The sequence below is a fragment of the Serratia sp. MYb239 genome, assembly GCF_002966855.1.
In the GTDB taxonomy this organism is placed as follows: domain Bacteria; phylum Pseudomonadota; class Gammaproteobacteria; order Enterobacterales; family Enterobacteriaceae; genus Serratia_B; species Serratia_B rhizosphaerae.
Genome location: NZ_CP023268.1, coordinates 2,099,648 through 2,111,459, shown reverse-complemented (window position 1 = coordinate 2,111,459; position 11,812 = coordinate 2,099,648). Strand labels below are relative to the sequence as shown.

Here is an 11,812-nt window from a genome sequence, read left to right as displayed (position 1 = left end):
TTACCTACACGAAGTTAGCGAGCTTATACCCACCGCCACGACAGGACGCCTTTCGTAGCCGGCCTTCCCAATATTCCAGCTCTGCACGCATCGCCGCCGGATCGTGGTTTGTGATGGTGCGGCCGTTGACGCCGGTAAAGGACACGGATTTACCGTCGAGCGAGTCCGTGTAGAACCCCCTGACACGCACCACCATGTCCCGGATTTCCTGTTTCGTCATAACCAGCCTCCTCCCCCCGTACCGCCACCGTTCATCCATCCGCTAGAGGTATGCTGAGGCGCAGCCTGTTTCGGTTCCGCCTTGGTTTTTTTCTTCGTCAACACGACCTCCCTTGATGAGTTCTCGTTGAAAATATTGGGGTTCGTATCTTGTGATTCAGCCCAGGCTGGCGGCTCATCCCACTTGATACGCTCGTAACGGCGTAACATCACGACGGCATGCACATAACAAAACAGGTCAAAGGCTTCGTTATTGCCCTTCCCTGGCTTACGCCACTTGCCATCTGATCCACGCTCTTCGTAGGTCAGTTCGTCAAAAAACCATTCCCCCAACCAATTCGGGAAGTGAATATACCCGGCGCCTGGCGCTTCACGACTCAGCGCGTTACTGAGCTGGTCTTTCAGCGTGTCGGTCTGCAACAGGTAGACAGGAACGTCACCGCGCGCAGCTGCGCGGCGGTCGCTTCGGTCGGTGTTGTCCGGGTGGATTTTTGTAATGGTTTTCTGACGCCGGGTGCTGTCCCCTTTGATGAGATACACCCGCTTATGCACGCCATCGCGGCGGCACTGACGCCAGAATTTATACGCGTTGTCGGTCACGCCATCTTCGCCGCCGCTGTCTACGGCCATGGCGAGGATTGGCATACGCTTGTCCTGATTGCTTTGCAGCCGGTACGTTTTATCGAGCACGTCAGTGATCAGCAAGTTCCAGTCCTCCGGGTATGCCCCCGGATGGATCGGCAACGCTTCACCCGTATCGGGATCACACCGCATCGACTGCTTGATGTTGTACCGGTCCACCAGCCACCGCTCGCCGTTTTCGCCATAGCCGACAATCTGGACCACAAAGCGGCGATTCTTGCCGCCCTGCACATCCACCGCCGCGATCAGGAATCTGACCTTTGGCGGTACCAGGCGTTTACCGTAATCCTCCACGCGCGCCAGCAGTTCGTCACTGCGGCGCTGTTCAGAGGCAGAACGCGGCAAATACGGCCGGCCCCAGTCGGTATTGATAACCGCCTTGAGCGTTTCCTCCGATCCCGTTGTTTCGTAATCCTGCTCAGCGGTCAGCAGCTTGTAGACGAGCTGTGACCAGGTCTGATATGCCGCCGCCGGCCCCTCCATCCAGAATGACGCAATACGTGAACGGCGCGGCTCGCCTGTCCGGTTGCCTTCGGCGTCGATCGACTCCCCTTCACGCAACCACACACCAGACTGGTTCAAGGTTCGTTTCATATCTGCCGTTATCGTGCCGCTGCAGTGAGGGCAACACATATGCGCAGACTCGCTGGCTTTTACCGGATCGGGGATTTCCCGGTATCCGGTCATCACTTCCATGATCGGCTGGAAATATTCGCCGCAGTGCGGACACTGCCAATACCATTTGCGGCGATCGCCACGGTTGAACAATGAAAGGATGCCGGTGGTTGGCGGGGCCTCATGCTCTGAGCGGCGCCGCCATTTTGAATCCAGAATATCGCGACCTGGTGAACTCTCTACCAGCGTCATGCCTGCACTCATAAACGTTGTGGTACGTTTTGACGCCAGCGTGAACCCGTCGCCCTCGCCGTCGATATCTTCCTGCATCCGGTCATAATCTGTCAGCGCGGTGCATTTGTAGTCCGACGAGGACATGATATTGACCGATGGCCAGCCAATCTTCAGATAGTTCCCCGCCAGAAAGGTCCGATCGTGAACGTTGTTATCATTGCGCCGGGGGCTGAGACGCTCAGCCACGTCTGGACTCACGCGGAACGTGCGCGCCAGGCGCTTTTTGGAGTGTTCCCGCGCTTTCTCTTCCGAGATTTGCACGACCAGCATATCGGAGGGATCGCACACGATGTTGTAAACAATCCAGCCATCAATCAGGCCGATGGTTTTACCCGTACGCGCCGGGCCAACAAACACCACGGCGTCGTATTCACGTGACGCCAGGCAGTTCATCGGCTCAATCACATACGGCGCCACGCTCGGGTCCCACTTAACAGAGTTGCCCGCGCCCATAGGCACCCGCATAAACTTTTCAACAGCTTCGGCAACCGGCATGCGGCGCGGAGCCTGAATAATACCGGCCATATTCCGCCGGGTTTCTGCGGCTGATGCCTGTGCAACCATTACTCCTCCTCGGGCATTTCCTCCTCAATCTCTGTATCAGCGTTCATAACCTTCAGCGCTATCTGATCGCGCAGGTCATCGATAATAGACTGCACACGGGAAACGGCAGACGGCGGCAGCGCGCAATCACGCTCCAAGATATCCGGTAATGTTTCCAGCACCTGAACCATCGCCTTTGCCATCGCAGAGAATTCGCGAGCAACATCTTCTGCAGGGATCAGTTCATTGGTTTCCTGTTCAAACTTGAGCCGCTCGCGTTCCGACTGGAACCACGCTTTTCTGTCAGGCGGTAGCATTTTGTCAACATCATCCACCGGCGCAGACTTCACCAGTTCAGCCAGCACATCCGGCAGCGTGTAAAGCTTCAGCTTGGCATTACTGCCGGGGGCAGGTTCGACGTTTTTCAGGCGCGCAGCGATGGTTTGCCGATGTGATCCCGTAATTGCCGCCAGCTGATTCAGGTTCAGCCTGACGTTCTCCAATTCTTTATCCATGATGATGAACACTTTTTATACGATTCGACATCTTGAAAAAATAATTTCAAGTGAAAACAATTACGTGAGCACATGATGATGATGTCAATAAAATGCAAAAAACTAGCCGTTTCCCGCGTGTCGCCGCCCCCTCGGTGTTCAAAATCACGAAAGGGACCCGAAAACGAGAACTGTTATCACTTGAGCAAGGGCCACTATCTTCACGATTCACCGAGGGCAGCCTGCACGGCCCCCCTCGTAGCGGTCGCCCCCTCCCTTCTATCACCCAATCGACGGGGAAGTCAGGCAGATTCAGTGACTTTGCTTTGCGCATATCGCAGTAGCCTCGTGAAACTGCTCTGCGAAGCGTATCCGCTCATCATACCAATGCAAAATTGCATCAGCATTTTCACCCTTAAAACCCTACAATAACAGCGCGTTACTACCGTGACGTTTTCCCTGGTGTTGTGTATTGCTTTGCCCCTCTCCTTGAGGGGCTTTTTTTTGCGCATTACGCAGCGTCCGTGTGGGCGCTCAGGAATGGACAATAAAAAACCGCCCGGAGGCGGCTTTATTTATCTACGTGCTATTTTCGCCTGAATTTCACAGGCTCATCAGCAGGCTTTGCCTGAAATTGTGGCTTACGCCCAGACTGTTTTTCACAGCTCCGATTGTATTGTTCAAAAAATCTTTCACAGCAAATAAATTTCTCATCATTTTTGAACCCTCCTTAACGGTATATCCCGCAACGACACTGATTACTTCTGCAATTAAGAACTGTGTTACAAATGAGGTTAAGCTCTCGCCAGTCCCAACTAAAGAAGCCGTGAGCATCAGTCTAAGGAAGAAGCCACACACGCCGGTGAATCAACTCAACTATACTGAGATGATTGAATTTTATAGTTTTATCTAACCATACACTTCCTATTCGTTCAAGCATTATCTGGCCACCGCGGATAGGCGCTCTATAATGCAAACCGACTGCTTTATGTGGTCACTGCTGATAAAATTAATGATCTGAATTATCAATGACGATGAAGGACGCATATGAAAAATCCAGCACAGCACGTTCGCCATAGAGTTCGTGTAACTGTGAACGGAATTACTAGTGAACACCGCAGCACATTGGCTGCTTGGGAGTTTTATGAGATCAAACCATGGTCACGCCATCAGAGTTGGAGAACCAACGTTCTCAAGCCTCAGAAAAAGGCCATTTACTCGTATGATGGAAAGGATTACCTATTTGAGCTAATCGAGGCTTGAAGTGTCATTATCGAAGCCCCTCACTGAAGGGCTTCTGTCATGCCGCCACACTTTCGCAGTGGCCACGCTCATGCCCTTGAGTCGTCCCCCCCCCAGTTCGTCTCTGCTCCCCGCTGGCTCTAACCAGTGCGTGATTGGCTGTCACGCGGCGACACCGGTGCCTCTTTTCATATTAACCCTCGCCAGATGCAAAGCTGGCTCTCTACGCGGAGACTCGGGCGCAGGTCATAACCCTGCGATTGCCGCCTTTCGGCTGCTACGGTCTATCCGTTTTATTTCGGCATGGTTTGCCTCCACTTGTTGAGCGTTTCAACCTTGCCGGCGCATATTTTCAGTGATGTCTGAAGCGCCAGCGTGTAGCTGACTGCGTCTCCCCACGTGTCGCCCTGCAGTTCTGGCTGCTCGCACGTAGCGAATACTGTTTCAGGGGGCATGCTTATCACCTGCTCTGGTGCCGGCGGCGGTGTTCTGCTGCAGGAGCTCAACAACAGCGGCAGGCATAGGGCTATTGCCGCACTTATCACCTTTAAGTGCATCACGCAGTTTCCTCTGGTAAATTTCGCCCTGCTGGCGCAGCAGCTGCTCTCTCTGTTGCTGTTCCGCCATCAGTGAGCGATTACGGGCGTCATCCGCGCGCATTGTTGCGAGCAGTTCGGCCTGCTGCGCCAGCGTCTTTTTCTGCTGTTCAGCCCGCTGTTCCACCATCAGCAACTCTTTGCGCAGCCCCCAGTTGCTGGCAGCGAAATAAATCAGTGACGTAATAGCGAAAGCAACCAGAGCGACCTTGATGTGGAATAACAAGTTCATCGCTGCCCCCAGGCGCAAACGGTATTTTCCACCTCGCGACGGGTGACAAGCCCTTTCCACTCTTTACCGCCGGCGTACTTCCAGCGCTTCAGTTCACCACATGCGCCGGTGGGATCGCCCACATTCAACTTTTTCAGCATCGTCGAACGAATAAACGCATTCGGGCCGACGTTGTAGGAGAACGAGTAAATCGCGGCGCGCTGGGTTTCCGTGGTTTTAACCTTGATAGCGGGATCGACAATGTGGGCGACTTTTTGCAGATCGGCTTTTAGGAGCGCATCACATTCTGCATCGCTGTAGCCTTTGCCGGGAATAATATCGGCACCGGTATGCCCATCGCAGACCGTCAGAACGCCGACGACGTCGCGATAGGCTACATACCGCCGCCCCTCTAATCCATCATGGCCGCCGAGCATCGCAGTCGCGATAACGGCAGCACCACCGCCGCCGGTAATGGCTGCGATAATTTTCTTCCTGAGTTGTGGTGTCATGGTTAGTCCTTCTGCGGCGGCGCCGTCACATACCCACGCTTTAGCGCCGCTTCATATGCTTTCGTCTGCCGATTTTTGAAGTAGACGTTAACGGCGAAGGTCGCCACGCCGATAACAAAGCCGCCGACGACGGCGATCAGATTCCAGTCGAGGTCATGCAACCAACGCGCAATACCGCCCCAACAAATGAGGCCGCCCGATGTGCAATACCCGATCGCTGTGGCGATTTTATCAGGCATGATTATCTTCATCCTTTCCCCTTTCCGGGGCTTGTCCCGGTCTCCGGGTGATAGAAACGAAAAAGGCCGCGCGTTAGCGCAGCCCTGAAATAGAAAAGCCCCGGCGTTAGCCAAGGCTTGTTACCAGTATTTCCTGGTCGTCACTTTTAAGCACAGTAGCGTCTGGGGGACATCACTGTTCAAAAAGCATGCCATGTATATCCAACTATTCTGAATTACATACAGAAAGGGGATGCCTAAACGTCGCTACCACCCTAATCGAAGCCCCGCCAGAGCGAGGTTTTGGAAGTTGCTAAGCTACGTGACTACGTAATCATTCTTATCACGTTACAACACTTTTTGCGTACGCGTTAGCTTTTTTGTATCATCGTGATGACATTATAAGTAACTACATAATGAAAAAGGAAATATTCTCATGAGCCGCAAGCATTTCACTCAGCAAAAAGACATTCCAATTCAAAATATTCTTTTAGATACAGGTAATGCACGTATAAGAGCTGGGAGCGATCAAAACAACTGTATATCTAGGATATTGAGAAAAGAAAAACAGCTTTTGGTTTTGATGGAAGATATAGCGAAAAATGGCTTAACCACAATGCCCATTATAGTCATGCCAACAGATGACGGGAAGTGGGTTGTGAAAGATGGAAACAGAAGAGTTACAGCATTAAAGTTACTTAATGATCCCAAACTATGCTCAGAGCAACACTTAATAAATAAAATAAAAGATATAAAGAAAACGTACTCGGACAACATACCTTCGAAGATAGACTGCTTATCCAGCGACAACAAAGACGCCATATTTAAAGAAATCGTCGCAAGACATTCAGGTGCCAGAGATGGTGCTGGATTATATGATTGGCATGCTTATATGAGGACTGTTTTCCTATTAAACAATGAACATCCTACAGACTATAAGAGAGCTGGGCAATATCTCATCTTAGCTGAACAAGGCGGTCTAGACGTAGAAGATGATTTCCCTATCACAACTGTCCATAGATTCTTCACCATAGCCAACCTTAAATTACTCGGATACGAGGTGGAAAACGATAATTTAAAACCTATATTATCGAAGGATAAAATACTTAAAATGGCTTCAAAGATAAACACTGACTTCTCGCAAAAAATTGTAGATGTTAACTCAGTGTTTACACCAGAGGCAGCTCTAAATTATTTAAGAAAAGTCAGGTCATTTGCAGGGATATATGAAGACGAAAGTTCATATAACAAAAACGATGATGAACAAGAGAGGGATGGAGAGGGAGAAAAAAAAGAACAGGACAATAGTAAAAATAGTTCATCATCAAATAATACTGATGGTACTGATGGTACTGATGGTACTGATGGTACTGATGGTACTGATGGTACTGATAACGTTAAATCATCATCAGGTCGAGGAAAAACTCCCAAAAAAAGACCATCAGAAAGAAACAGGGTTCTCGGAAGAGGTAAAATTGGTATAGAAGTGCCTGATGAAGATACAAAAGTTAGAACAATCATTGCTGAACTACGGCAATTGGATGTAAAGAAAACAACGCTTGCAGCAACCTTCCTATTAAGGGCGCTGCTCGAACTTAGCGAGAAAGAATATAGAGGGTTGAATAAATTAAAAGATAAATCCAGTCTTTCAAAAAACATTGCTGCGTGTGCGGATCATATGTTGGAGCGGGGTTTGATAGATAAATCAGAGCACAACATTATTATGACATATACGAGAGGAGAGCAAGGGGCATTACATATTGAAACCTTGCAAAAACTACTCCATAGGGAGACGCACCACCCAGACTATATCACAATAAATATATTTTGGGATAACATAGGTTGTTTTGTTCGTGCTTGTTGGAAAGACTAAATCTCTGGCCACTATAAGTGGCCAGATTTATCATCCGCTCTTGACCATAGAGGGAATTTTATGCAGATCTATATTTTTATAGACCATAATTTCTGTGATTTTTGGTCGAGTTAAATGTGTTGAGTAATGAAAGGAAAACTCCTCAACACTCTCTCCCCTATACATTTCACGTATCTGCTCACAGTTATCATATGTAACTAAAACAGGAGTAGATAATTTTTTTACTCGCTCTGCAATTTTTTCATGATCATCATGTTTATAATGATTTCTATATAATTGACTCCCTTTAACATAATAGGGAGGATCGAGATATATTAGAGAATTTGTTGGAAGATCACTTTCAATCTTATCAATCAACTTAATAGCATCAAGGTTATACAGGCTTACATGAGATTTTATTTCTCCGATACTTTTTATTCTCTCTGCAAGCTTTATCTTATTGAACCTCGCATCAAGCTTATATTTACCGTCTTGTTTCTTTCCTCCAACAACTCCTCCAGTGAGAATTCCGGAACGATTCGTTCTATTCAGAAAAAATGCGGCAAATCCTACAGTTAATGGATCATAACAAGTATGGTTAGCGATTATTTCTTTTTGCTTATACCAGTTTTCCATCGTAATGTCTGTTCTTTCCAAAAGGCATAAAAAATCTTTATTTTTATTTAGAATGGACCACCAGAATGCATGGATTGCTGGGTCAATATCATTAATGACTATATGGTTTACATACCCGCGCATTAATAAGAAAAGAGCAGCACCGGCACCACCTGCATACGGTTCGACATACCATCCACCACTTATAGCATTAAATCTCAACAATTCAGACAGCCAAGGTCCCAAACGCCCCTTACCTCCAGGATAACGTAGTGGAGTAATAAATGCTGACATATCCAAGCCCCTAGCTATAACAAATTTACAAATTTAATGGGAGGTATTTTAACGTAAAACCCCCTCTCTCCCCTACAAAAAACTAAAATTATTCAAAGATAGAACCAAGTTGTATGTTTAACATGCACAACACCCCCATGATAAACCCCTCGGCAGTCTGCATCTCCTTCCGCACCGTGCCATCAGAGCACTTACGCCGCTTGGCTATCTTGCGCAGCGAAACCCCGTAAACATGGTGTGCAATCACCAGATCGTACTCGTCGGGCTTATACTTTTTCAGCCTGGCCACGCAGCCATCGATTAGCAGCCCGTCATCATCGTTACAGAACTCTTTCCCTGAGCTTGCCGGCGGCAGCAGCCCTTTGAAACCGGCGGCGATCGGTGAGTAGTCGATACCACTGCTTTCACGTGCCCATACGCCCCAACGAGACAACACCTCATACATATCGAGCATCATAATTTCCCCTCACCTCTCAAGATTGCTTGCGTGCGAAATACTCCCTCGGCATGCATTAGCCGCAGGTCATCGCGCGTGTATTCTGTTTTTGTTCTGCCGTCGACCGCATCGTGGCATGCGTTGCAGCCCCACGCGCCCTGCGCATCGTCTGGCTTGATTGCCGTGCCGCTGGTGCCGGTCATGCGATAGTGCGCCAGCACGGTCGTTTCTGGGTTGAAGTTGCAAACGCCCGGGATACGGATCTGGCAATCCCGGCCGCGGGCCTCTTTGCGTAAATTAGCCATGATCACCCCCACATCCGGTTGCGCCAGCGCCGGGCTGGGCGTGGTGTATTTTTGCTTTCTGGCAGGTATGCGCTGACCGTCCATGTGCTGAGATCGTGATTTAGGCTGCGCTCAACCTTCACGCCGCGCTGGCGATACCGAGAGACCAGTTCGTCAGCTTGAGTGGTCGAGCATTCGAGATGATGGAACCAGGTTTTTTTCATAGCCATTAATGCCCCTGACCTGTATAGCTGAGCAACTGGGCGGCAGCGTTCTCTGCTGCCTGCTGGCTGGGGAACGAGCGGAACAGGATGTAGTTCCACAGTACATCGATGGTGGCTTTGTAGAGCTGGGAGAACTCGATATCGTCCATCTTTGCGAACGATACGCTGCGGGGTTCCTTGCGCACGCTGCCGTCGGGCATCTGGTATTCGGTGTAATGGCCAGATTGGATCGTTACCCAGGAGCGGAACGCCTCGAACGATTTTGTGATGGTGATATTTCCGGCGCGCTTTTCGGCTACATCATGCAGATATTCGTCTGCGGCGGCCTGCAGTGTTTCCTCGTTGCCTGCGTAATACGCCAGAAACTTCACATACCCGGTGAGCAGCTCTTTATCGGCCGGGGATATGGCGCCGCCGGTTGGCTCCCAGTATTGGTACCCGAGGTTTAGCAGCGAGAAATATTTACGGTGAAATGCCGGGTTACGCGCCTGGCTGAAATCCGCGTACATGACAGCGCCAAACTTAACCTTGGTTTTGAGAAATTCCAGTGCGTCCGGCGTTGCCGGAACCAACATATTTCCTGCGGATTTTACAAACGAATACTGCGCCATTAGGTGATCTCCTGTAGCGCAGCAGTTGTTCAGAAATTGAATAGGCCGGGTGTTCAGTCCGACCCATTAATTATAGCTTAATCCCGTCTGGTGACACAATCGAATAACCTGCGGATTTTGCCAAATCAATCAACGCGTTAAATGATGCAACGTGTTCATTATTGTATACGTTACGAATGCTCTCCACGCTACCGTTTTCACAGCGAATAATGACTCGTCCTGTGTATGGTAAATTATCGATAGCATATTGTTTCGTAATCATTTTTGTTTCTCCCCTGGCACAACCAATTCACAGGAGAAGTATGTCACAAAAATACTGTATAAATACACATGACTTGTTGTGTGGTGGTGGAATAAAAACAGCCCGCACTAACGGGCCGCTCAAGATTATGGCGTTTGGAAGGCAATCAGTACCCGTCCCAACTGTCCTCGTCACCACGTTTACGTGTCATCACATACCGCGCGATCAACGTCATGATTGCTGTGTTAGCGAGCCAGAGCGCTACTGACGCCAAGCCAAGGATATTCCCTAGCAGCAGCAATGGGCTGCAAATTAATAACCAAATAAAAAATAACTTCACAAAACTATTCCTTTTGAATCTTTCACTGCTCTCATTAAGAATTATCTCATCAATTTTGACATTAGTTTTATTCATTTCTGCCATCCTCCAGCGCAGCAAGTCGTGGTACCAAGTGAGTGACAATGCCGTGTTCAGTGTCGCCGCGCATGCCCCCCTTCATGCTATCTCTGGGCAATAAAAAACCCCGCCGGGGCGAGGTTGTTTTGTGTAGGGTGTTGCTAAGGTCTTGGGTCTACCATTGAATGTAATATTTTAAAATCCACATCTTCCGGGACAAAGCCATCTTCTATCGCTAGCATATAAATCTTTCCATTGATGGATGATTTGTGCTCGTGGACTGTGAAGGTGACCTTAGTCAGTGGTTGACCAACAAATCCACCTGATTCAACAGATAACGCTCCAACGCCAATAGGGCGGAAGAAATCCACGGTTCCCTCTCCGTTATAGTCCCCCTCTTTTCTATCACCATCGTAGCCGTGGCCAAAGACAACAAAATCCATAATCATTTAGTATCCTCTGTTGGATAAAATACCGAACCTGGGAACTGCTTGCTAACGCTATAATAGTACATTAACTATTCCCGAAAATACTCTCAGACGTTGATCTTACATATTATCAACATTGAGAGATCAATAATTCAAAAGACTTGCTTAAAGATGCTTTAAGCTCACTCTGTAACTGTAAGTCATGTGGACTTATGTGTGGTGTATAGTCTAAGTAGTAATTTTTCCCATCAGAATGTTTTTTATATATTAACCAATCACCAGTCACTTTGTTTTTTGAATAAAAAACATTATTAATCATGACATTAGTTTTTTCCTGAAGTGATGCAAGCACCTTGTCAAGGCCAACTTTTTTTACATGACTACTATGACGAATGCTTTCCACTAAATGCTGGCTATTATCCTGACTGTAGGGAATGTTACAACTTTTAGCATATGACTCTAAAACCTGTATTGTTACATACTCAATAACCTCATCTGGCTCGGGATTTTTCACCGGATTTCGTTTTTTTTTACCAACGTTATTTATTGTCCTGCTGAGGACGTTTTCAGCGACATGGATGTGATAAAAACCAGCCAGCTCACCTTTAAACTCTCTTTCCTTATGAAGCATGGCTTTTGTGGACTGCGCAACGGTATCACCTTCGAGAAGGCGAATAGCCTCCAAAACCCCTCGAGCAATAACCCCATCGGCTTTAATATTAGATAGAACTTTTTCTTTAAGTGAATCCGACACCCTATCAGAATATTTATGATCAAATAATTGGCACATAGTTATCCCTATCCATTGATTAAGTATATAGGTGTGAATTTTAGCGCACACTCT

The 11,812-nt window shown here is 48.3% G+C and carries 16 protein-coding genes; 2 read left to right on the top strand and 14 right to left on the bottom strand.

Features of this window, described 5'->3' with window-relative positions; all coding sequences use genetic code 11:
- Positions 1–4: 4 nt before the first annotated feature.
- From CLM71_RS10170 to CLM71_RS10160, 3 genes are read right to left on the bottom strand one after another with little or no spacing between them, the layout of a single operon-like run.
- Entirely contained in the window at positions 5–220 is a 216-nt protein-coding gene (locus CLM71_RS10170; RefSeq protein WP_054306639.1) for a hypothetical protein, read from the bottom strand.
- The gene (locus tag CLM71_RS10165; RefSeq protein WP_054306640.1) at positions 217–2,334 is read right to left on the bottom strand and encodes a phage terminase large subunit family protein; all 2,118 of its coding nucleotides are present in this window, start codon (positions 2,332–2,334) and stop codon (positions 217–219) included. Before CLM71_RS10165 ends, CLM71_RS10170 begins: the two co-directional genes overlap by 4 nt.
- A complete protein-coding gene (locus CLM71_RS10160) occupies positions 2,334–2,828 on the bottom strand; it encodes a DUF1441 family protein (RefSeq protein WP_054306664.1) in 495 nt (164 codons plus the stop codon). Before CLM71_RS10160 ends, CLM71_RS10165 begins: the two co-directional genes overlap by 1 nt.
- A 505-nt stretch (positions 2,829–3,333) precedes the next feature.
- Here CLM71_RS10160 and CLM71_RS10155 point away from each other — a divergent pair.
- The gene (locus tag CLM71_RS10155; protein WP_105230909.1) at positions 3,334–3,720 is read left to right on the top strand and encodes a hypothetical protein; all 387 of its coding nucleotides are present in this window, start codon (positions 3,334–3,336) and stop codon (positions 3,718–3,720) included.
- A 773-nt stretch (positions 3,721–4,493) separates the two neighbouring features.
- Here CLM71_RS10155 and CLM71_RS10150 read toward each other — a convergent pair.
- From CLM71_RS10150 to CLM71_RS10140, 3 genes are read right to left on the bottom strand one after another with little or no spacing between them, the layout of a single operon-like run.
- Entirely contained in the window at positions 4,494–4,877 is a 384-nt protein-coding gene (locus tag CLM71_RS10150; protein ID WP_105230908.1) for a DUF2570 domain-containing protein, read from the bottom strand.
- On the bottom strand, positions 4,874–5,368 hold the full coding sequence (locus tag CLM71_RS10145) for a lysozyme (RefSeq protein WP_105230907.1): 495 nt from the start codon (positions 5,366–5,368) through the stop codon (positions 4,874–4,876). The genes CLM71_RS10150 and CLM71_RS10145 overlap by 4 nt, the downstream gene beginning before the upstream one ends.
- A 2-nt stretch (positions 5,369–5,370) precedes the next feature.
- Positions 5,371–5,619 (bottom strand): phage holin, encoded by a 249-nt coding sequence (locus tag CLM71_RS10140; RefSeq protein ID WP_105233303.1) that lies wholly within the window; start codon positions 5,617–5,619, stop codon positions 5,371–5,373.
- 403 nt (positions 5,620–6,022) lie between these two features.
- Here CLM71_RS10140 and CLM71_RS10135 point away from each other — a divergent pair, with 403 nt between their 5' ends.
- The gene (locus CLM71_RS10135; RefSeq protein ID WP_105230906.1) at positions 6,023–7,459 is read left to right on the top strand and encodes a ParB N-terminal domain-containing protein; all 1,437 of its coding nucleotides are present in this window, start codon (positions 6,023–6,025) and stop codon (positions 7,457–7,459) included.
- 30 nt (positions 7,460–7,489) lie between these two features.
- Here CLM71_RS10135 and CLM71_RS10130 read toward each other — a convergent pair whose 3' ends face one another.
- The 8 genes from CLM71_RS10130 to CLM71_RS10090 form a co-directional block, all read right to left on the bottom strand.
- Positions 7,490–8,347 (bottom strand): DNA adenine methylase, encoded by an 858-nt coding sequence (locus CLM71_RS10130; protein ID WP_105230905.1) that lies wholly within the window; start codon positions 8,345–8,347, stop codon positions 7,490–7,492.
- Between the two features lie 88 nt (positions 8,348–8,435).
- Entirely contained in the window at positions 8,436–8,801 is a 366-nt protein-coding gene (locus CLM71_RS10125) for an antiterminator Q family protein (protein ID WP_105233301.1), read from the bottom strand.
- Positions 8,801–9,088 carry a DUF1364 domain-containing protein gene (locus tag CLM71_RS10120; protein WP_061325500.1) on the bottom strand — a complete coding sequence of 96 codons (288 nt, stop codon included), beginning with the start codon at positions 9,086–9,088 and terminating at the stop codon, positions 8,801–8,803. The genes CLM71_RS10125 and CLM71_RS10120 overlap by 1 nt, the downstream gene beginning before the upstream one ends.
- A gap of 2 nt (positions 9,089–9,090) precedes the next feature.
- Positions 9,091–9,297: a hypothetical protein gene (locus tag CLM71_RS24250; RefSeq protein WP_105230904.1), complete on the bottom strand. Its 207-nt coding sequence runs from the start codon at positions 9,295–9,297 to the stop codon at positions 9,091–9,093.
- A complete protein-coding gene (locus tag CLM71_RS10110) occupies positions 9,297–9,902 on the bottom strand; it encodes a DUF1367 family protein (protein WP_105230903.1) in 606 nt (201 codons plus the stop codon). The genes CLM71_RS24250 and CLM71_RS10110 overlap by 1 nt, the downstream gene beginning before the upstream one ends.
- A gap of 70 nt (positions 9,903–9,972) precedes the next feature.
- Complete coding sequence (locus CLM71_RS10105) at positions 9,973–10,164, bottom strand: hypothetical protein (protein WP_105230902.1); 192 nt, start codon at positions 10,162–10,164, stop codon at positions 9,973–9,975.
- A gap of 537 nt (positions 10,165–10,701) precedes the next feature.
- On the bottom strand, positions 10,702–10,989 hold the full coding sequence (locus tag CLM71_RS10095) for a hypothetical protein (protein ID WP_105230900.1): 288 nt from the start codon (positions 10,987–10,989) through the stop codon (positions 10,702–10,704).
- A 109-nt stretch (positions 10,990–11,098) separates the two neighbouring features.
- A complete protein-coding gene (locus CLM71_RS10090) occupies positions 11,099–11,758 on the bottom strand; it encodes a hypothetical protein (RefSeq protein ID WP_105230899.1) in 660 nt (219 codons plus the stop codon).
- Positions 11,759–11,812: the final 54 nt, after the last annotated feature.

What these genes read in the sequence shown, in the direction of transcription:
- CLM71_RS10090 (WP_105230899.1), bottom strand. Translation starts at nt 11,758, where the DNA reads ATGTGCCAATTATTTGATCATAAATATTCTGATAGGGTGTCGGATTCA.
- CLM71_RS10170 (WP_054306639.1), bottom strand. Translation starts at nt 220, where the DNA reads ATGACGAAACAGGAAATCCGGGACATGGTGGTGCGTGTCAGGGGGTTC.
- CLM71_RS10145 (WP_105230907.1), bottom strand. Translation starts at nt 5,368, where the DNA reads ATGACACCACAACTCAGGAAGAAAATTATCGCAGCCATTACCGGCGGC.
- CLM71_RS10095 (WP_105230900.1), bottom strand. Translation starts at nt 10,989, where the DNA reads ATGATTATGGATTTTGTTGTCTTTGGCCACGGCTACGATGGTGATAGA.
- CLM71_RS10120 (WP_061325500.1), bottom strand. Translation starts at nt 9,088, where the DNA reads ATGGCTAATTTACGCAAAGAGGCCCGCGGCCGGGATTGCCAGATCCGT.
- CLM71_RS10130 (WP_105230905.1), bottom strand. Translation starts at nt 8,347, where the DNA reads ATGTCAGCATTTATTACTCCACTACGTTATCCTGGAGGTAAGGGGCGT.
- CLM71_RS10125 (WP_105233301.1), bottom strand. Translation starts at nt 8,801, where the DNA reads ATGCTCGATATGTATGAGGTGTTGTCTCGTTGGGGCGTATGGGCACGT.
- CLM71_RS10160 (WP_054306664.1), bottom strand. Translation starts at nt 2,828, where the DNA reads ATGGATAAAGAATTGGAGAACGTCAGGCTGAACCTGAATCAGCTGGCG.
- CLM71_RS10140 (WP_105233303.1), bottom strand. Translation starts at nt 5,619, where the DNA reads ATGAAGATAATCATGCCTGATAAAATCGCCACAGCGATCGGGTATTGC.
- CLM71_RS10135 (WP_105230906.1), top strand. Translation starts at nt 6,023, where the DNA reads ATGAGCCGCAAGCATTTCACTCAGCAAAAAGACATTCCAATTCAAAAT.
- CLM71_RS10165 (WP_054306640.1), bottom strand. Translation starts at nt 2,334, where the DNA reads ATGGTTGCACAGGCATCAGCCGCAGAAACCCGGCGGAATATGGCCGGT.
- CLM71_RS10150 (WP_105230908.1), bottom strand. Translation starts at nt 4,877, where the DNA reads ATGAACTTGTTATTCCACATCAAGGTCGCTCTGGTTGCTTTCGCTATT.
- CLM71_RS24250 (WP_105230904.1), bottom strand. Translation starts at nt 9,297, where the DNA reads ATGGCTATGAAAAAAACCTGGTTCCATCATCTCGAATGCTCGACCACT.
- CLM71_RS10105 (WP_105230902.1), bottom strand. Translation starts at nt 10,164, where the DNA reads ATGATTACGAAACAATATGCTATCGATAATTTACCATACACAGGACGA.
- CLM71_RS10110 (WP_105230903.1), bottom strand. Translation starts at nt 9,902, where the DNA reads ATGGCGCAGTATTCGTTTGTAAAATCCGCAGGAAATATGTTGGTTCCG.